The following is a 20250-nucleotide window of genomic DNA, read 5'->3' on the forward strand; positions in this document are numbered from 1 at the left end:
TGTCAACAATTAAAGAAAGATCATTAGAATGCTTATAAAATTTAGAGTCACACTAATTACTTTGGTCTACGTGCTATCCAGTATGGTTAGAGTTTCTGCTCAAATCCAAGATAGCACTAGCCAAAATAATCCAGTCAAAATTGACCTTCAAGCCCAGCACCTTACAAATAACTATAAATTAGATTACAGGCAGCTCATTGCTCCAGCAGTGTTCATAGGGTTTGGAGTTGCAAGCTTGACCAATGAATCCCTGAAAGAACTCAATAGCTCCACTCGATATGAAATATATGAACATCAACCGGATCACATACAGCTAGATAATTACACCCAATATGCCCCTGCCTTGTTAGTTTATGGTCTGAATGTGGCAGGAATAAATGGAAAACACAATTTGCGCGATAGAACCATAATCTACCTCACCTCCCAAATGTACAATGCGGCAATGGTACTCCCATTAAAGCACCTAATCCATGAGGAAAGACCTGATGGCTCTAATAATCTTTCATTTCCTTCCGGACATACCTCTACAGCATTTTCTTCAGCACAATTTATGTTCAGGGAATACAAGGACAGTAATATTTGGCTTGGAATCTCAGGCTATTCCTTCGCGCTGTTCACTGGCGTTTACCGAACTATCAATAATAGGCATTGGGTCGGTGATGTAGTTGCTGGAGCAGGATTTGGAATTCTATCTACAGAATTGGCATACTGGTCCTATCCTGTAATAAACAGGCTATTAACTAAAAAGGACACACAAATTGCCTCCATGATAATGCCTTATTACCATAACAAAACTTTTGGCTTGAGTTTATGTAGAGTATTCTAAATACCAATTCATTATGTGGAAATTTTATGTATTACTATCGGCCCTATTTGCAGCATTGACTGCTATTTTCGCGAAAATCGGAGTCTCTCGAATCAATTCCAACTTAGCCACAGCTATTCGTACAGTCATTGTATTATTTATGATTTGGAGCATCGTTTTAGTCAAAGGCGAACTGAAAGATATGGGAAGCATCTAAAAACAGAATATCTTATTCTTGATCCTATCAGGTATTGGGACCGGACTATCTTGGATATTCTATTTCAAAGCCTTACAACTCGGCAATGTCTCTCAAGTCGCTGCAATTGATAAATTAAGCGTCGCCATTACCATCATCCTATCCATAATCTTCCTAAAAGAAGCCCTCACAGTAAAAACTGCAATTGGAGCAGGACTTATTATCTTAGGCACCTTTGTTCTTTCCATAAAATAGCCTTGGTAATTATGCCATTATCAAACCCCTAAATTGAAAAATCAATCAAACTTGTTACAAAAAAATGTTTAACTAATTAACTTATTGATTTTTAATTAATTAATATTTTTACAGACCAAATTAGATATTTTATCAAAACTTTAATAAACTCTCCAAAATTGATCTATTCAACGCTTACTAATCAATAAAAATCTTGATTTAACTAAAATAAACCCACTATTTTCAAACTTATACCGCAAACATGGTATATTCTTTTATTTATTAATCGAATTATCATTAGAGTATTATATTTTCTTAGTAATATTTAAGTTTGTTTATAAATGTTAAAGTTTTTCTATATTTGACACAATCAATAATTATGAAATCAATAAGCCTTCACTTATTGAAAATGTTTAACAAATAGTATTACTAACAAAATTTATTTACGAACAACGAAGTATTATGAAACAAAGATTACTCAGCGTTATTCTGCTGTGCTTGCTATTCGTAGGAGTAGCAAATGCACAACTAAGGCAGGTAAGCGGTAAAGTGACTTCGGCCTCGGATGGCAACTCCTTAAGCGGGGTTTCAATCCGTGTTGATGGAACTAATACTGCAACCCAGTCTGATGGTGATGGTAACTACACCATCGATGTATCTAGAGAAAATGCAACCCTTGTATTTTCTTACATTGGATATGCAACACAAAGAGTAGCAGTAGGAAACCAATCTACTGTAAATGTGCAATTGACCTCCTCTGACAACGAACTTGAAGAAGTGATCGTAACGGCTTTAGGGGTTAAAAGAGAAAAAAGAGAATTAGGTTATTCTGCTGAACAGGTAGATAGCAAAACCGTAAACAAAGCCAGCGCAGTAAACATCGCAAATGGATTACAAGGTAAAGTTTCAGGTTTGAATGTCACCACTTCCAATTCTGGAGTTTTTGAAGATGTCCGTATCAATTTACGTGGTATCAGATCATTAACTGGTAACAACAATCCTTTACTAGTATTGAATGGGGTACAGATGGACATTAAATATCTATCTTCCCTAAATCCAAATGACGTAGAAAATGTATCCGTTTTAAAAGGTGCTGCAGCGGCTGCAATCTATGGTCCTGATGCTCGTAATGGGGTGATTTTGGTTAATACCAAAAGTGGGTCTGAAAGAACTGACATTAATGTCAGCCATTCTACCCAATGGCAAAACATCTCCTTCTTTCCAAAATTGCAAAAACAATTTGGACAAGGTTACGATGGAATTATTGACCCAGTAGAAAACTGGTCTTGGGGACCAGCTTACGACGGACAAATTGCAGATATTGGTCCTCAATTACCTGATGGTAGCCAACAAACAACTCCTTACGTAGGTACAGATGAACGCGAAAAATTCTACGACACTGGTGTTACTAACCAAACCAACGTATCTATTAATGCGAAAGACTTCTTCTTAAGTTTAGAAAACTCAGATATCAAAGGTATAGTACCGGGTGATAATAACAGAAGAAACGGTATTCGCTTAAATGCAAAACGTGAATTTGGCATGTTTAGAGCAGGGGCAAACTTCAATTACTCCCAACAGAACTACAATACCTTTAACCAATCGGGTCCAGAGGATTACTTCACAGCCCAAGGTACTGGCGGTAATGACGGCCTTTTCAGCCAATTGATCAATACACCTGCGCATATTCTGCTTACCAAATACAAAGATTACAAAAACGATAAATTCGCGACTTACGAGAATTGGTTTACCAACTATGGCTTAAACCCATATTTCACTCTTGATAACTGGCGTACTACTGGCAAAAAGCAGGATTTAATTACCAATATCGATTTTGGCTTCAAACCATTCGACTGGTTAGACTTCACTTACCGTGCAAGTTTAACTTCTAGAGGAATTGCAGAACGAGACCTTACTGTAGGTACTAAATCAACCCCATTCGGACAGTCTCGCGGTAAGACCCCTATCCCTTCTTCATTAGAGGAATATAGCTATAACCAAACTATTTTGACTTCTGAACTCTTTGCGAATGTTACTAAACAAATCAACGATGATTTCAAATTCAACGGTATCTTAGGAACCTTTGTAAGACAGAACGAATACAGAGCGACAACAGTTGGCGCAGGCAACCTAGTAATCCCAGAACTATACAACATCAGCATAAGAACCGGAAACTTAACTGGTAACTCCGACGGTTATAAAACGAGATTGTTCTCTACCTACGGAAGTGCCGGTTTTAATTACAAAAATTGGGCTAATTTAGAATTCACTGGCCGTTGGGACAAAACTTCAACTTTAGCTCCAGGAAACAATTCATACTTCTACCCTGGAGTGAATGCTGCAGTAGTGGTTTCAGATGCTCTTGACATCACTTCTGATTTCTTCAATTATTTGAAAATAAGAGGTGCTTGGACCAAAACTGCCAATTCAGACATTAGCCCTTACTTCCTTGAAGCAACTTTCTCTCAAGCCAACGGATTCCCTTTCGGAGTAGTTTCAGGCTTGACTGCTAACAATGAATCCTATAACTACAACCTGAAACCAGAACGTATCAACACAACTGAGGCTGGTTTTGAAGCAGGATTTTGGAACAATAGATTAACATTAGAAGCAACTTACTTCTTCTCGAAGAATACTGACCAAATTATCAGGGTGAGTACTTCAGAAGCTTCTGGTTACTCAAGAACAAACACCAATGCTGCATCATTCAACAGTAAAGGTGTTGATTTTGACTTCAACCTATCTCCATTAATTAAATTTAATGATGGCGGTATCAACTTCAGAGGAAATTTCCTTTGGAATGATTCAGAAGTAACGAGCATCTACGAATGCTCAGGGATTGAACCAAAAAGAACTTGCTATCGGTGGTTATATTGCAGCAGGAAACTATGCTATCGTGGGTGAACCAGCATTTGTTATGCGTGGTACCGACTACGAGAGAGACGACCAGGGCCGTATCATTGTAAGTGAAGCAGATGGTCGCCCTTTCACATCATCAACCAATGTAAACTTTGGAAGAACCCTTCCAAAATGGATCATCGGATTGAACCCATCTGTAAACTACAAAAACTTCAACCTTTCAGCGTTATTTGAATATAAAGGTGGCCACGTAACTTCATTCTTTGGATTAGGTTCTGCAATGGCTTGGACCGGTGTATCTGAAGCGACAGCTTACAACAACCGCGAACCTTTTATCCTGCCTAACTCTGTGATTGAAGATCCCAACAACCCAGGTTCATACATTCCTAACACCACCGCTAAAATTGGTGAAAACGAACCTATTTACAACTACTATACAGGAGAATTCGGAAATACCGCATCTAATTTTATTGTAAGTGCAAACCATTGGAGATTTAGGGAATTGGCATTATCGTATGATATTCCTGAAGCATGGCTTTCAGCAAGACAGAAAACCTTGAAAGGTCTTTCTATCGCGTTTGTTGGAAGAAATTTAGCTTTATGGCTTCCTAAAGAAAACAAATTCATGGACCCTGATTTTGACAGCATGGCTTCTGATTACCCGAATGCTTATGGTAATGTCAATGACACTTCAAACCCACCTGTTAGAAATTTTGGGTTTACAATAAATGCTAGGTTCTAATTTAATCGAGAAGAAAATGAAACAAAAAATATTATTGGCAATACTAGCAACTTCATTAGTATTGTCGGGTTGTAAAGATAGTTTCTTTGACATCAACACCAACCCAAATAGACCTACGATTGCCTCTGTCACTCCGCAGTACATTTTACCAATGGTACTGAAGCAGACAGCAACAAGAATGGGAACTCAATACTCCTTTGCAGCTTCTTGGACCGGATATTATGGCCGTGGCGCTAGTTATGGCCCAAGCCTACCTTTGGAAAATTACAGCATCACGCCTGCTTTCCAACAAGGTCAATGGGCAAACAGCACAACCACTTGGTTTGACGTTCTAAACGACGCTGAATTAATGGCTCAAAAAGCGGAAGCAACTAATGAAACTTTTTTCTTAGGTGTATCCAAGGTAATCAAGGCTATTGGCTTTATGTACCTGGTTGACATGTACAATAATGTGCCATATAAAGACGCATTAAAAGGTGATGCAAATATTGCTCCCGCATACGAAAAGGGACAAGACATCTATGCGGATTTACTTGTACAACTTGAGGAAGCTCGCCAAATTTTCAAGGCTAATCCTGAAATTTCAGATGCAACGGCGACAGCAGATGTCCTTTTTGGAGGCGATCTAACCATGTGGAGAAAGCTTGCTAATACCCAATCCCTTAAATTATTGATTCACCAATCAGAATTTGCCCAAAACCCTACTGCTGAGATCGCAAAAATTACTGCCGATGGTAGCGGATTTATTGAAGCCGGTAATTCAGCGAATTTAACCTTGAGCTTTGCCAATAACGAAGGCCAAGTAAACCCTGTCTATATGTCATATGTAGCAGACCAGAGTGGAATTGAAACAGATGCTTTCAATAGGGTAAGCGCATATTTATTAAACAGATATGTTTCCAACAACGACATCCGGTATCAATATCTTTTCGATAAGGCTGATTCACCGGTAGACCCTACCATTGAATATGTAGGCGCTATTTTCGGAGGCCCTACTGTTCAAGGATTGTATTCTGCGAACCAATCTAGAGTAGTTGGCCCAGGCATCGTTTCTTCTGGCTCTGCCCCGATGTGGTTCTTTACCTCTGTGGAGAGCTTATTCCTTCAAGCTGAAGCAACTCAACGCGGTTGGCTAGCTGGAAATGCTAAGACAACTTATGAAAATGCGGTATCGGAATCCTTTAAATGGCTAAATGTAACCAATGCACAAGCGGAAGCAACGGATTTACTTGCCAATTCTGCAAATTGGGACAACGCAGCAAACAAACTGGAATTGATCATCAATCAAAAATATCTATCCCTTCCAAGTATCAACAACTTCGAAGCCTGGGTAGATTATAGAAGGTTGGGATTCCCTACAGACGTTCCTTTGTCTGCAAACCCTAATATTCAAGGACGTAAAATCCCTCTTCGTTTGATGTACCCTCAAAGTGAATACAGTTACAACAATGCAAATGTAACCGCACAAGGAGACATCGACCCACAGACCAGTAAAATTTTCTGGGACGTGAATTAATTCGCACAACCAATCTGAGACATTCAGATTAAGAGAATAAAAGAAGGTCAGCAGTAATCAATTGGTTACTGCTGATTTTTTTACAAACACTCCAGCATATCCTTTATTCTAGCTCCAATACCCTTAGATTTTCCCTCCAAAAAGTCTGTTTTATCCTTGAATTACCTTACCTTTGGCAGATAATAAAAATTTAAGAATGAGCGACAACAAGATTATTCTTCCCGATCAGGCATCTCAAGAGCAAAAACATGTGCAGGTGAGAAAAATGTTCAATTCCATTTCAGGGAATTACGACAAACTCAACAAGGTCATTACTTTTGGAATGGAAAAAGGTTGGAAGAAAAATGTCTACAACCTTGTCGCAGCAAAAAGCCCCAATAAAATCTTGGACATTGCAACCGGAACCGGTGATATGCTCCTGCTTTTTGCTAATAGCAAAGCCTCGGAAATTATCGGAACAGACATTTCAGAAGGAATGCTTGCCGTAGCTGAAGAGAAAGTAAAACAGCTGGGCTTGGAAAACAGAATTAAACTTGATCAACAAGACGCTGAAAACCTAGAATTTCCAGACAATTCTTTTGACGCAATCAGCATTACTTATGGCATCCGGAATTTCGAAAACCTGGACAAATGTTTACAAGAGATCTATCGCGTTACTGCTCCAGGAGGTCAGCTAATCGTCCTTGAAACATCCGTGCCTCAAAATTTCATCCTCAAGTCTGGTCATTTAATCTACACCAAATGGATCATGCCTTTATTGAGCCGCATGTTTAGCAAAGATAAAACTGCCTATAAGTACCTTTCAAAATCCGCTTTAAACTTCCCATACGGCGAAGCATTAAAAAAACGATTCGAACAAGCCGGATATACAGACGTAAAGATTATGCCTCAATTTTTCGGAGCCTCCAGCATTTATCAAGGTATCAAGAAATAATAGATAAATTAACATATCCAAAACATCCAAAAAAAAGGATAGTGTCACAAAACACTATCCTTTTTTTGTTGTTTAAAATATCAAATTTCATCAATCAATTACATCACACTATCTCACCAACTACAACAACAATCACTAGTCTAAATACTAACTACTAAATACTAACTACTAACTACTACACCCCATGCACAGCCTATTACCATTTATCTTGGTTTTAATACTGTTGATCGTATTTCTAACCATCTTTGCCAACCAGCTCAAAATAGCCTACCCTATCCTATTGGTATTGGCTGGTTTAGCGATTAGTTTTGTTCCAGGGCTACCTATCCTTAAGATCGACCCAGATCTCATTTTCTTTGTATTCCTTCCGCCATTACTCTACGAGGCGGCTTGGGGCGTCTCTTTCAAGGAAATGAAAAAATGGTGGCGCATCATCGGTAGTTTTGCCTTCCTAGTGGTATTCTTCACAGCCTTTTTAGTCGCGATTATCTCCAATCAGATCATTCCAGGTTTCAGCTTAGCATTAGGATTTGTTCTTGGTGGAATTGTTTCACCTCCCGACGCAGTCAGCACAGGAGCTATAACTAAATTCGTCAAGATCCCCAAGTCGACAACAGCCATTCTAGAAGGCGAAAGTCTGTTGAACGATGCATCATCGCTGATTATTTTTCGCTTTGCTTTGGTTGCGGTGGGTACTGGTCAATTTATTTGGCAAGATGCAGGCACCCAATTTCTATGGATGTTATTTGGAGGCGTTGGCATCGGTCTCTTGGTGGCTCAAGTATTTATTTGGATTCACAAACATTTGCGGACTGAAGCCGCTTCAGACATCGCATTAAGCCTTATCAGCCCCTATTTCATGTACTGGCTGGCAGAACAGGCACATTGTTCTGGCGTACTGGCCGTCGTTGCTGGAGGTCTATATATGTCCTCCCAAAGACTCAAGTATTTAGCGGCAAGCAGTAGGATCAAAGGTGCATCTGTATGGGAAAGCTTTGTATTCCTATTGAATGGCATGGTTTTTTTATTAATCGGACTAGACCTTCCCGAAATCGTTGCTGGAATCCGATCCCATGGTACTCCATTAGGTACAGCGATTGGTTATGCCGTAATCATTACCTTGGTCTTGATTGCTGCAAGGATGATTTCCGCTTTTGCAGCCATGTTGGCAACAATCGTGTTCAGGCCACAGATTGCGCATCAACAACAATTTAGTACACGTAGGTGGTATACCCCACTCCTCATGGGCTGGACAGGAATGCGAGGGGTAGTTTCGCTTGCCGCCGCTTTGGCTATCCCATTAACCCTCCCAAACGGCGAAGCTTTTCCCCATCGAAATCTTATTTTATTTATCACTTTTGTCGCTATTCTCTTAACCTTAGTTATCCAAGGGCTCACTCTACCCTATTTAATCGCTAAAACACAACCTTTCAAAGGTTACAAAAATGAAGAGGAGAAAGAAGCTGAAAATAGACTAAAAATGAAACTTGGTCTAAAGTCCCATGTTTACAATTTTGTCAAAGATAAATATGAAAACCATCATCAAGCTGATGCAGCCATGGAAAGAATCCTAAAATACTGGGAAGACCAATCAAAAGTCCAAGACAACAGCTGGATGAATGGTGTCAGCAAACAGACCTTATTGGAAATTTTTGCAGAACAAAGAATATATTTAACAAACCTCAACAAAGAGGAAGAATATGATGAAGAAATAATCCGTCAACAGATCTATCAAATCGATTTGGAAGAAGAAAGGATTATTTTAGTTTTCAAAAGCCATTAGCAACAAAAATAACAACAACAAAACAGCTTGTAAAACGTTTATTAGGAAACAATAAATCAGAATTATGCCAACATTGGAACAAAGGATTGAGGAATTGAACAGACATTTTGGATTCAGGGAACATCCCGAAGACTTTAACTTTGAAATGAATCCGGAACGCATCGCTTATAAAAACGAAGCATTAAGAACAAAAAACAGAGACCTTTATGCATCTTACCTAGCCGATAATTATCCACGAGAAATGGACCGTGAACTAGCAGATTTCGACAGTAAAGCAAACAGCCTAATCCAAGTCAGCAAAGACGAGGCTGAACAGCTTTTTGCAGATAACAAAATCAATATGCTAAAAAGTGATATCAGCTACAAAGACCCTGATGCCATCTTCCAAATGAAAAAAGTAAATGAAGAAGATTTAAACTGGCATTTAGAAGGACATGAAACAGATTTACTGAATGGGAACTCCAGACCATTCGAAGCCTTGGAAGGCAAAAGCAATATCTGGCTGTTAAAATAAAACTCTCCCAATAATTCTTATATAAACATCATTTTTAATAAAATCTGCAACTATTCATTAGTTGCAGAACATACCTTTTGTTACAAAACAAACAGTTCCCTCCCATTTATTTTACTAACTCTAATTCCCTAAAAACCACTATAATATCTTAATAAATCAATTAATGTTTATTATTGATAAGTTAATTTTATTAATAATAATATGTGTACGAAATACATTTTCTTATTTATTTGAATAATACAATCTATTTTTGCTCACATTTTTATTTAATCAGTTAATATAAACACATTAAATTTTTCTTTGCAATAAACAACATGAACTACAACACTAACGAAAAAAAAGTTTATGTCAATCCTATTATCCTCATTGAAGAAATTGAACTGGAGGTCGGGATTGCAGTCGGATCTTATAATATTAAGACAGGGGGAACTTCAAACGAACCAAGAATGGAAGATTGGGACACGAATACGGATGGTAAATTCAAAAACTTTGATCTATAAGTAAGAACCTAGAACACCCAAAAACCAATTTCTAATTTAAACCAATACTTAATTTAACATGACAACAGTTAAAAAGACCTATCTATTCTATCCAATTTTCCTATTCTGGATGTTGACCATTATAGCTTGCCATAAGCCTACTGGAGAAACTGAGAAACCTAATCCAGCAAAGGAAAATTCACTACATTTTAGAATTCAGGGAATCCAAGATATCAGTGAGGCTGAAAATAACAATGAACAGCATAAAGCCTCTACAAATTCAGCGTCCACAAGACGTAAAGTTGCTGCTGAAAGTGACATCGTGAATCTGGATGGAATCGATGCTATCATGACGATATCTGAAAATGTTCCAAACGAATACCCAGATAAACTCGAAAAAAAATCAAGGACTGTAAAAAACGCAAGGCTTAATGCCGGAAGCAATGGAAATATTGCAAGAGCAATCTCACAGTTAAAAAATGGTGTTCAATATAAAATAGTGCTATATAAAGCGGATCAAAACGGCAAACCTATCGAATTTGTTGATCAAGCAGATGGTCAAGTTGGTGGAAAGGATATTTCCATTGAAGCTTACAGAAACACGAAATACCGTTGGTATGCATATACCTATAACAATAGTAGTCCACTAGAAGTATTTACTTCAAACCAGAACAGCCTGCCAGTAAAACCTTCTGGAAACAATAATATATTAAGACAGGACTTTGCTTATGCAACAGGGCTAATTACAACTGGCAATGTCATTGATGGCAGTAGCAGTATCAACAACATTGTCTTGACTAGGAAAACCGCGCAGATCATTGTTGAAATTAATTCTAGAGGTATGTTTGGCGCAATTGCTTATGCGAGCCCTCGATTTAAGGACAACTCTGGCCTTAGCAAAGCTGATTTCAGATTAGTGGATAGCAGCTTTCAAAATCCAACAAAAACCATTAATTCATTCAATGTATATAATCATCATGGATCCGGTTATTCTGTACCAGTAGGGACTGATTCAGTCACTGTTGCCGATTGGAAAAGGAGATATACTTTTTATACCGTCGCTAATGGATCTACTCCTGTCAACCTAGTCGTTTCTCTGGATACGTTAAGAATATCAAGTGAACGGATTTCTGAATTCGATGGAAGATCATACTTTGTTGAAAGAAATTTCTTTAGCAGGGACTTTAGTTTCCCCAATTTCATCCCTCAAGCTGGAAAAAGCTATTTTATTTCAATAAAATTGGTTGAATCTGCCATCCCAATCGGCTCAACACAATGGGCAAGAGCAAATGTATACCGGAATGCAAAAGGTCCTTTACTTCCAGGGAATTTTTGGGAATACAGGTTCCGATATGACAACCCTTTGTACATCTCGACCAGCGTTGTTCCACCTATGACCGATATGTTCACCAATGACATTTATAATATTGGTGGAAAAAACATCTGTGAAAGAATTTATCCTGAAGGTGTATGGGATCTTCCAACTAGAGAGGATTTCAATGAATTAGATAGGTATTCAAATAAAGAAATTATACGAGAACCAGGGAATTGGTATTTAAGGTTTATCCCACAAAACTCAGTTCCATTGTCTATTGGATATGTAGATGGATATTTAAATTTAGTACCAATTGGCTACAAAAGAATCAGCACTGAAGGTTTTAGCCAATATTTCCCAACTAGTATGCGATTCAGGGAAACCAAAGGATATTGGCGAACAACAGACCCTGCAGTATTTGCTCGCGTCAACTTCAGTACAAATCCAAACGACTATATCAATACAGGCACATACACCGCTTCTTGGAATGCTTGTATCCGATGTATAAGGAAAAAAGACTAATCAGCGATTTTCTCCAAGAATATCCGATCCAACTCAAATTCATTACCTTTCTCTCCTTGTTTCCGGACGTGGAAGGTAATGGAATTGGTTTGTTTCGTGATCTTAATACTTCCCACTTCTACTTTCTCATTTAATTTCTCTTGGGTAGCCTGACTTGACTTCCAATCTGCAATTAACTTTTGTCTTTGCCAAATTGCGAACTCAGCCCCGTTTTCTTTCTCAAAATAGGAAATCGATAATTTATACTCGCCTTCTGGAACATCAGTCAGCATAACTCGAACGGTATGATGCCCATCAGAACGCATCCGTAATCCACGGTCTTGCTTGACTTCTGCTCCACCACCGAGTGTCACTTCCATCAACTGCGGGAAATACTCATGAACCGTTGGCAAATAAACCTGACGAAGTTCATCTGTAGGCTCTATTTTAGAACGCAAAGGTTGGGCTCCATAATACATGGCTATCGATGTGTAATCCACTGGAAACTCATTCCCTTCTGGTCCATGTTCGATTACATGGTTGATCTCCTTTTCAAAAGGCATTTTATCAGTCATAAAAAAGCGATATGCCCCTGTCCTACCCATTGGCAGACTATAATCTAATGATCCGTGTATAGGCAAGCTTATTCCGCGGTCCCAGCGATCCAATAATGCATACCAGCCACCATTGTAATAATCTTCCGATCCTGTTCCATGCAACCTTTGTTTACCATCAATTTGGGTTACATCATCACCTTCAAAAAACAAGGTCATTCCTGGCCTCAACCCTTGCGCTAAATGAATAGTCCCCACATAATGACCTTTGCCCTCAGTTTTTAAGAATTCATAATATTTCCCCTGTTCAGGTTTTTCCCTTCGCCAAACCGCATAAAACTTCCCTTCATTTTGTTTATCCCTTGCTTGGGCTGTATAATACACCTTAGTTTTTATTGATATTGGTGCTTGTTCCCCATTCGCTCTTTTTTTATACACTATTTTCAGGACAGCCGATTGATCATAAGGCATTGGAATATAGCTATAATTCAAATTCCCCTTGCTCCCCATCAATAGGCCTCGCATTGCTTTTTTACCATAGGCATAGCCAAAGAAATCTGCTATTGGAGCATAGATCCCTTCAACATTTTCCCCATCCCATTTAGCCGATAAGACAATATCTTTTTGCATTCCCTCAAATGAAGTCCCTCCATCAATTTCCATCCCAACGATCCGTCCCCCTTGGGTAGCATTAAAAAAGTCAACTTCTTCCCCTGGATTGATCACAAATGTTTTCTCCTCTGACTGTATTCCCGCAGACCTACCTTTAGCAAAAAGATTAGCTTGGGGCTTCATTTCAGTAAATAGTTTACTCACTTCATCAATTTTGGCCTTCTCCAAAGCTGAAAAATCCCCAGTATAGGACTCAACCTTTTTACCATGAATTTGTCTGTTTTGAATCTGCAAGAACAAGATTTTTTCTCCTTCAAATACTATCTTCAATGATTTCTTATATGGAATTGGTAGATAAGTGAAATAGCCTCCAACCTCATTCCCAGAAATACCCTTTACAAATGGATATACATTTCCTGAAAAAAGATCTGAGAACCGAATCCTCAACCTCGCTTTTTTCTCTCCATCAAAATAAAAGGCAAGTGTATCATCGGTCGGGGTTGGTGTCCAAATTCTGTTAACCACGCCTGCTCCTTTATAATCGGCAATGACCAAATGATTTCCTTCTTTTCTAATAAATGAATAAGCTCCCCCAAATCCATCATCATTCTTGCCGGTCCGATCATAACTTGATATCTGCTCCACATATTCTCCAGTCCGGTACGCCGGGAGTAAATCAGGTCGAACTAAATTATCGAGCTCCTTCACAAAACTGTATTCGGATTTTTGCGAAAATGAAGGATTGCTATTCAAGAAAATAAAGGAAATAGCCAAGATGGACAGGTAAAAAACTCTTTTCATTGCAATAGAATTAGAATTAAAAACTTGGGTTTATTATGGTATTAAACGTTTAAGCTACTCTAATATAATGAAAATATGGATAATCAATATCTCATTTTGTGAAAATGTTTTCAATACAGAATATGGATGGGATTGAAAATAAGAAAGGCTATTGAACCCTGAGCGTTGAATAGCCTTTCTTATTTTTTAATAGTCTAGTGAAAGCTCTGTAAATACAGCCTTTTCATTTGGTCCGCCTTTCACTTGTAAGCCCGGTCTTGGACTGCGGTCCCATGGAGCAAGTTCTTTTAGATTAAATGAACTTGAGTCTTTTATTTCAATATTGGTCCAAGTTCCATTTTGGACTTTGAATAATGCTTTGCAGCTTAGATCCGCCTCTGTTTGAAGCCTAAGCTCAATCGCTTTGGTATTTCCTTGAATTTCTTGGCTAGAGAGGACTTTCCATTCCTCCCCATTGACCTGCCAAACAATTAACTGATTTCCTTGCGCAGCTAAACCTATCGCACGATCTTTATCACCATATATCACAATGCCTTTCATTAAGTCTTTATCCGAATGGATTAAATCCAATTTTGCTGAAATAGCGTATTTCTTATTAGCGGGTCTCCAAGTTAGCACTGATCCTACTTCATTTTCTTTGATCTGAGCAGGTGAAAGGAGTAATCCAGATGTATTCACCTGGATATTAGGAATGGAATTTCTAAAATCCCATTGCCCAAATACCTCATTCCTTTTTATTTTTCTGAAATCCAACCTAAAGCTTGATTCCGAATCCTTATCCTCATTTTTTATGAAATCAAAAACTGGCTTGTCTTGATCTGACCATTCCAATTTCGCCAATAAACCTTGCCTACCAGTAAAGACCGTCCCATTTTGGCTATATCCATGAAAAAGGTAATAATAATCTCCCTTTTTATCGGTCACAAAAGTTCCATGCCCCATACATTTCCATCTTTCATTGCTGCCTAAGAGTACGGACTCGCCTACATCTTCATAAGGACCTCTTATGGTTTTTGAGCGAACTGCCTGTACATGGTAATCACATCCTGGACCACAACATGCACCCGCAGAATAAAACATATAGTAATACCCATCTTTCTTAATAAAACTCTGCCCTTCAATACCAATTTTTGCAGTATCTTGTAATATGGAAAAGGGTTCTCCTTCAAGCTTCAACCCGTCTGCTGAGAGTTTGCTTCCCAATAACTCTATGGGGCGCTTATCAAGACCATAAGCCTTCCAAGTCATGTAAAGATCCTTGCCATCTCTTACAACAAATGCATCGATAGATTCAGTTCCATAATCCACAACAATTCCTTGATCTACAAACCCCCGATCTGGAAATTTCGAAGTTGCCACCCCAATACAAGAAACTCCATCCGACTTCCTTTTCGCAGAATAATACACATAATAAGTTCCATCCTGATAAAAATATTCCGGAGCCCAGAACGATGATGCAATCCAATCCGGAGTTTTTTCAAAAACAAAACCTACCTGTTTCCATTCCAATAAATTCGTCGAAGTATAAATGGGTAAATGGGGAGCCCATTCACTGGAGGTACCTACAGCATAATATTTTCCATTGGCAGATATGACGCTAGGATCTGCAAAATCTCCAACTATCCTTGCCTGGTTCTGCGCCAATAAAGACGTAGAATTAAAAACAGCCGCAATCAGGAAAATAGCTACTAATATTCTTTGAAAAGTTAGTCCGTAATTCATAAGGTTTGTATTGATTAACTGCAAAATAGCAAATAAATCGAAGCCAATCAAGGATAAGCTAAATTGATTAAGCTATTTGGATATGAATACTATAAAAGAATTTTATATGCCTCAATTTCCTCGTCTGAATTGCAGCTTGCAGAACCTCCGTAATCCTTTTTTTACATCCTAAATACAATTATTACCCTAAAAAATGGTTTATTTATTAAACACTTAAAATCATGCTAAGCAAAATCATCAAGGAAGAAACTAAAGCATCTCACCAAAGGCTGGAAGGCAATATGGTTAGAATAATCAAAAAAATTAAAACTGAAGCTGAATATGCGACCTTTTTAAAAAGTTTCTACGCCTACTTTAATGCTGTCGAACAAGAAACCGGAAAATTCATTAATGCCGAAATATTACCTGACAAAGCTTTACGCCGTGACTCTACCTACCTCTTAAGAGACATCCAAACCCTTGGATTCGATTTAAACGACCTACCTCCTGCAGAAGCGCCAAAAGTTGAAAATACCCTACAGGCCTTAAGTTCATTCTATGTATTAGAAGGATCCATCATGGGAGGTCCATATATCGTCCAAATGTTAAAGAAAAATGGTATATCTAAAGGCTTTTCGTTTTTTGAAGGCTATGGAGATCAAAGTGAAGAGATGTGGAAAAAATATACGGATGTATTAAACAAATTTGCTTCAGATCCTTCTCAGGAAAAATCAGCAATTGATATAGCAAACCAAACCTTTGATAATTTTGAAGAAGTTTTTATGGCTGAAAAACTAAAATAACGAAAAAAATAGAACAGCCCTTGAACAGGTATTTTTGGTATATTTATTCTTACATGTTTAACTTCTAACAATGTAAACAATTTACCCATGGAACTCTTCACAAATTTGAAAAGAGAAGATCTCAATAGACTTTTTGATAATTTTTATCAATACAAGAATAAAGTCTTACAGTTTAGAGACTATACAAAGCAAATCATTGAGGTACCTGAAGCTGACCCTGAAACTTTCAGAAAAGTTTCAGGCTTTTATGCTGACAAAAACCATGTGTTCTATCAATGCCTCCAAGATAATTCTCCTGAAGAAACCATTACAAACGCTTATGGGCATAATATGAATAACCCTGAGGCAAAATGGCAGATCTCAATTGTTCAAGGCCTCGACGGAAAATCATTCAATTATATACAGGATAAATATGACACCGTTTATTGGAAAGATAAAAATGGAATCTACATCAAAAGAAATGGCTCTTTAAAAGCCTTAGAAAATGTCGATAAGCAATCCTTTACATATCTAAATTTCCTGTATGGAAAGGATAATAACCATATCTATTATGAAGACCAGATTCTTCCAATCGATGTTAATGAATATTCGCTGGATCAATGGGGTTTTATTAAAGATCAATTCCGAATATTCCATTACGATTTCGAAATAGGCTTAGATCCAAAATCATTTGAGGTTGTATATTACAACCTCATCAAACAACCAATAATATTGCAAGATAAAAATGGAAAATATGAGTACACCCGCTCCATTCGTGAAGATTCAAAAATAATAAAGCAAGAAGGTTAATCGACAAAATCCATTTGAATGGCTTAAATTTGCATTTCAATAAACATTTCATAAAATGAGCGATCCCAATTCTAGAAGCAACATCAAACCAGGAATCCTGGTCAATATTATCCTAAAAAAAGACCAAAGATCCGGAAATCTCACCGAAGGAATTGTTAAAGACATCCTTACTTCTGCTCCTTACCATAGCCGTGGAATCAAGGTCAGACTGACTGATGGTCAAATAGGTAGAGTCGCAGAAATCATCGACGAAGACTAATCTCCGCTTTCTAACATCCACATGACAATTAAATTCGTTTAGCCAACATTTATTGGCTATGTTTGCCTCTTTTTGGCGCGAAGACCGGTGATTTATTTATTTTCGCCAGCCTTTTCAATCGAATTAAGAGCATCATGATCGCAGATTTAGAAGATAAACAGATAAAGGAAATCTACAGAACCTCCATCATCCAACAGACGGCCTATTGGTCTGAAGTTAAAAAGATGCAAGGGGTTCAGAGCGTTGCCTATAATTTTAGGGTAAAATCAGCTGACTTGTTCAATCATCCTTCAGATGACACCTATATTGTTGGCGACTTATTGATTATCATCCAACACCTCGATGCCGAACATTGTATTGCTTATGTTCCTTATGGCCCAGAAATTGAACCAGAAGCTGAAAACCAAGGTTATTTCCTAGAACAACTTTCTGAAAGCCTTCGAAGTTACCTCCCTCCTTCTTGCATAATGATTCGCTATGACCTATCATGGGAGTCCTTATGGGCAAAAGAAGAGGATTGCTATGACATCCATGGTAACTGGATCGGTGTACCTGAAAAAAGAATTCAAGAATTAAGATTCAACTTCAATACTGAAAATTGGAATTTACGTAAGGCCAACACGGATATCCTCCCTTCCAACACCATCTTCATGGACCTCAAAAAAGATGAGGAAGATATCTTGGCTAACATGAAATCCAAAACCCGTTACAATATCAATCTGTCAAAAAGAAAAGGAGTACAAATCCGTTCCCTAGGCATAGAAAATCTGGATGTTTGGTATGAGCTTTACCGACAAACCGCGCAAAGGAACAATTTCTTCCTGCATGATATCAATTACTTCAAGTTGGTACTGAGCGCTAGGGCAAATGACACCCAATCGCCTGCTCAAGTTTTCTTATTGGTTGCGGAAGTTGATGATCAACCTTTGGCTGCCATGTTTTTAGTTCTTGCCGGAAATAGAGGAACTTATCTTTACGGAGCTTCTGCAACAGAGAACAGGAATTATATGGCGACCTATGCCTTGCAATGGAAAGCTATGCAAATAGCCAAAGAAAAAGGATGTACTGAATATGACTTTTTTGGGATTTCCCCACAGGCAGATGAATCGCATCCAATGTATGGTCTATATCGTTTCAAATCAGGTTTCGGAGGTCAGGTTTACCACAGGATGGGTTGTTGGGATTATCCTTTGAATAAAGAAAAATACAACTATTACGCATCCATGGAATTCCAAAACCAAAGTTACCATCTGAATTAAAAAAATAAAAAAATGGCAGTCCAATCCAGGACTGCCACTTTTATTTAATCCAACCAATTATCTAAATACGAACCTTTTCACTTTTGGACTTTTTGCAGTAGTTTGATTTGCATAAAACCATTGTTTCAAAATATCAAGCAACAAACCCAAGTACTTGATCAGTATCAAGACCTTTCCTGAAAACTTTATGGATGATGACCTCAGCATCAAAAAAACCTGAGATAAAGCTTCTAATAATAATTTCATTAATTTTCATTTTTGCTTTTAGGATTAATCATAATTAAATTCCTGCAAGCGGTTAACAACTTTGATTCTTCCGGTTCCCATCTTTATTTTCTCGACTAAAACTGGATACCAGGTTTTATAAGCCAGAGCAGATTGCAAGACCATAAAATCATCGCCTTCTTTCCGAAAATAACTTCCCATCAATGGACAGCCTTTGGTATCTGTGTGATAATTGCCAATATGGAAAAACACTAATGAAAATTCTGGAATTTTCTGGATTTCCAACATGCCCTTGTGCCTCCGACCAAACTTGGGCGAATATTGACTGTTCATTCCTGCCGTTGTGTTCAAAGACAAGGGATAGATCCCTTCGTGAATACAGGTCTTGGCAAAAATCTTCTTGGACCTAATCTTATCCTCCAATAGATAGCAAGCAAATAATCCGTCGATATAAAGATGAGACACAGTGCTGTTCTCAGCACTGTGAACTCTTACCAATTCAATCATTAAACAGTAAAATCATTAATGAATTGGCTCTCAGAAATCCTATTGGTTTTCTTATCCATAGTATACAGCCAAATTGCCAATTTTTCGCCCTTGTCAAATAATCTCAAGGAGATTTCACCCTGCGCAGTTTTTCGAGATCCCAATTTAAAGTGATGGAAATGATTCTTATTTTCATTATAAATTACGCCCCGAACCTCAACCTCAGCTAAAGGGACTAAGTACTTCTCCTCAGCGCCCCATTTAACCGATATTACTCGATCTAACTTTTCTGAACTTATATCCAGCAACTGTTCCACTGTCCCTTTGCTGATGATAATTTTAGAATAATTCAATTTGATTTCAGGTAAGTTGCCTTGAACCGCATGCCTTAAAATATGACTGGACAAAAGGTTGGCTGAAGTCATGTACCTGATCTTCTCATCTTCGTAATTTTCCTTTAAGAAACTTCTCAATGGATTCACAAAACTCATGGCCAAAGCAAATTTTGCCTGTTGATTTAACATCTTTTCCGTCGGTACGCGTTTGACCTTTTTGGGTAGTGAAGGAATGTATTGGATGCCCCTCCAACTTCCACCTACAACTGATCCTACTTTTCCTGAAAAACTCCCTAAAATTCCGTTTGAAATAATTGCCATTTTTTTTTAATTTTTAAAATTTAACCATTCGATTGCATGCAATACTGTTTTGATATCGACAGCTAAACTCTAATTTTACCAGCTCTTATTTTCATCTTGACAGCAAATGACTCAAATTGAAACGTCTTGAACCATTTTGGAATTATACCGATTCATCCTCCTCCATATCCCCTAATTCAAAATCAAACTAGGTATTGAATTTTGTTTCCAATAAATTTCTATATTAG

Annotated in this window: 20 protein-coding genes; 15 read left to right on the forward strand and 5 right to left on the reverse strand. The window is 37.9% G+C overall.

Going from position 1 to position 20250, the window contains the following annotated elements; translation table 11 throughout:
* Positions 1–28 precede the first annotated feature (28 nt).
* The 11 genes from ACK2WI_RS01440 (at position 29) to ACK2WI_RS01490 (ending at position 11899) form a co-directional block, all read left to right on the forward strand.
* Positions 29–826 (forward strand): phosphatase PAP2 family protein, encoded by a 798-nt coding sequence (locus ACK2WI_RS01440; RefSeq protein ID WP_409149481.1) that lies wholly within the window; start codon positions 29–31, stop codon positions 824–826.
* A gap of 13 nt (positions 827–839) precedes the next feature.
* Entirely contained in the window at positions 840–1022 is a 183-nt protein-coding gene (locus tag ACK2WI_RS01445; protein ID WP_409149483.1) for an EamA family transporter, read from the forward strand.
* An 18-nt stretch (positions 1023–1040) separates the two neighbouring features.
* Positions 1041–1256 carry an EamA family transporter gene (locus ACK2WI_RS01450; protein ID WP_409149485.1) on the forward strand — a complete coding sequence of 72 codons (216 nt, stop codon included), beginning with the start codon at positions 1041–1043 and terminating at the stop codon, positions 1254–1256.
* Between the two features lie 441 nt (positions 1257–1697).
* Positions 1698–4139, forward strand: a complete 2442-nt coding sequence (locus tag ACK2WI_RS01455; protein ID WP_409149487.1) for a SusC/RagA family TonB-linked outer membrane protein — start codon at positions 1698–1700, stop codon at positions 4137–4139.
* Positions 4075–4836, forward strand: a complete 762-nt coding sequence (locus tag ACK2WI_RS01460) for a hypothetical protein (RefSeq protein ID WP_409149489.1) — start codon at positions 4075–4077, stop codon at positions 4834–4836. Before ACK2WI_RS01455 ends, ACK2WI_RS01460 begins: the two co-directional genes overlap by 65 nt.
* 16 nt (positions 4837–4852) lie before the next feature.
* Positions 4853–6352: a SusD/RagB family nutrient-binding outer membrane lipoprotein gene (locus ACK2WI_RS01465; RefSeq protein ID WP_409149491.1), complete on the forward strand. Its 1500-nt coding sequence runs from the start codon at positions 4853–4855 to the stop codon at positions 6350–6352.
* A 196-nt stretch (positions 6353–6548) separates the two neighbouring features.
* Positions 6549–7286 (forward strand): bifunctional demethylmenaquinone methyltransferase/2-methoxy-6-polyprenyl-1,4-benzoquinol methylase UbiE, encoded by a 738-nt coding sequence (gene ubiE / locus ACK2WI_RS01470; RefSeq protein WP_409149493.1) that lies wholly within the window; start codon positions 6549–6551, stop codon positions 7284–7286.
* Positions 7287–7470: 184 nt separating this feature from the next.
* Positions 7471–9069: a Na+/H+ antiporter gene (locus ACK2WI_RS01475; RefSeq protein ID WP_409149495.1), complete on the forward strand. Its 1599-nt coding sequence runs from the start codon at positions 7471–7473 to the stop codon at positions 9067–9069.
* A gap of 64 nt (positions 9070–9133) precedes the next feature.
* On the forward strand, positions 9134–9583 hold the full coding sequence (locus ACK2WI_RS01480; RefSeq protein ID WP_409149497.1) for a hypothetical protein: 450 nt from the start codon (positions 9134–9136) through the stop codon (positions 9581–9583).
* A gap of 314 nt (positions 9584–9897) precedes the next feature.
* Positions 9898–10083 (forward strand): hypothetical protein, encoded by a 186-nt coding sequence (locus tag ACK2WI_RS01485; RefSeq protein ID WP_093097329.1) that lies wholly within the window; start codon positions 9898–9900, stop codon positions 10081–10083.
* Positions 10084–10141: 58 nt separating this feature from the next.
* Positions 10142–11899 (forward strand): hypothetical protein, encoded by a 1758-nt coding sequence (locus ACK2WI_RS01490; RefSeq protein ID WP_409149499.1) that lies wholly within the window; start codon positions 10142–10144, stop codon positions 11897–11899.
* Here ACK2WI_RS01490 and ACK2WI_RS01495 read toward each other — a convergent pair.
* A complete protein-coding gene (locus tag ACK2WI_RS01495; protein WP_409149501.1) occupies positions 11896–13845 on the reverse strand; it encodes a glycoside hydrolase family 172 protein in 1950 nt (649 codons plus the stop codon). The genes ACK2WI_RS01490 and ACK2WI_RS01495 overlap by 4 nt on opposite strands.
* 186 nt (positions 13846–14031) lie before the next feature.
* Positions 14032–15567 (reverse strand): glycoside hydrolase family 43 protein, encoded by a 1536-nt coding sequence (locus ACK2WI_RS01500; protein WP_409149503.1) that lies wholly within the window; start codon positions 15565–15567, stop codon positions 14032–14034.
* A 221-nt stretch (positions 15568–15788) separates the two neighbouring features.
* On the opposite strand from ACK2WI_RS01500, the gene ACK2WI_RS01505 reads away from it, so the two are divergent.
* The 4 genes from ACK2WI_RS01505 (at position 15789) to ACK2WI_RS01520 (ending at position 18656) form a co-directional block, all read left to right on the forward strand.
* On the forward strand, positions 15789–16349 hold the full coding sequence (locus ACK2WI_RS01505) for a biliverdin-producing heme oxygenase (RefSeq protein WP_093097335.1): 561 nt from the start codon (positions 15789–15791) through the stop codon (positions 16347–16349).
* A gap of 87 nt (positions 16350–16436) precedes the next feature.
* On the forward strand, positions 16437–17138 hold the full coding sequence (locus ACK2WI_RS01510) for a DKNYY domain-containing protein (RefSeq protein WP_409149506.1): 702 nt from the start codon (positions 16437–16439) through the stop codon (positions 17136–17138).
* A gap of 55 nt (positions 17139–17193) precedes the next feature.
* On the forward strand, positions 17194–17397 hold the full coding sequence (locus tag ACK2WI_RS01515; protein ID WP_093097338.1) for a YwbE family protein: 204 nt from the start codon (positions 17194–17196) through the stop codon (positions 17395–17397).
* 134 nt (positions 17398–17531) lie between these two features.
* Complete coding sequence (locus tag ACK2WI_RS01520) at positions 17532–18656, forward strand: lipid II:glycine glycyltransferase FemX (RefSeq protein WP_409149508.1); 1125 nt, start codon at positions 17532–17534, stop codon at positions 18654–18656.
* Between the two features lie 57 nt (positions 18657–18713).
* Here the strand turns inward: ACK2WI_RS01520 and ACK2WI_RS01525 are convergent, their stop codons facing one another.
* Genes ACK2WI_RS01525 through ACK2WI_RS01535 form a run of 3 tightly spaced genes read right to left on the reverse strand, consistent with a single transcriptional unit; the run spans position 18714 to position 20023 of the window.
* Positions 18714–18902, reverse strand: coding sequence for a hypothetical protein (locus tag ACK2WI_RS01525; protein WP_409149510.1), 189 nt, complete (start codon positions 18900–18902; stop codon positions 18714–18716).
* Between the two features lie 24 nt (positions 18903–18926).
* Entirely contained in the window at positions 18927–19388 is a 462-nt protein-coding gene (locus tag ACK2WI_RS01530) for a DUF5675 family protein (protein WP_409149512.1), read from the reverse strand.
* On the reverse strand, positions 19388–20023 hold the full coding sequence (locus ACK2WI_RS01535) for a DUF6266 family protein (protein WP_409149514.1): 636 nt from the start codon (positions 20021–20023) through the stop codon (positions 19388–19390). The genes ACK2WI_RS01530 and ACK2WI_RS01535 overlap by 1 nt, the downstream gene beginning before the upstream one ends.
* Between the last annotated feature and the right edge of the window lie 227 nt (positions 20024–20250).

Source organism: Sphingobacterium sp. BS-2 (assembly GCF_046161205.1).
GTDB classification, from domain to species: domain Bacteria; phylum Bacteroidota; class Bacteroidia; order Sphingobacteriales; family Sphingobacteriaceae; genus Sphingobacterium; species Sphingobacterium mizutaii.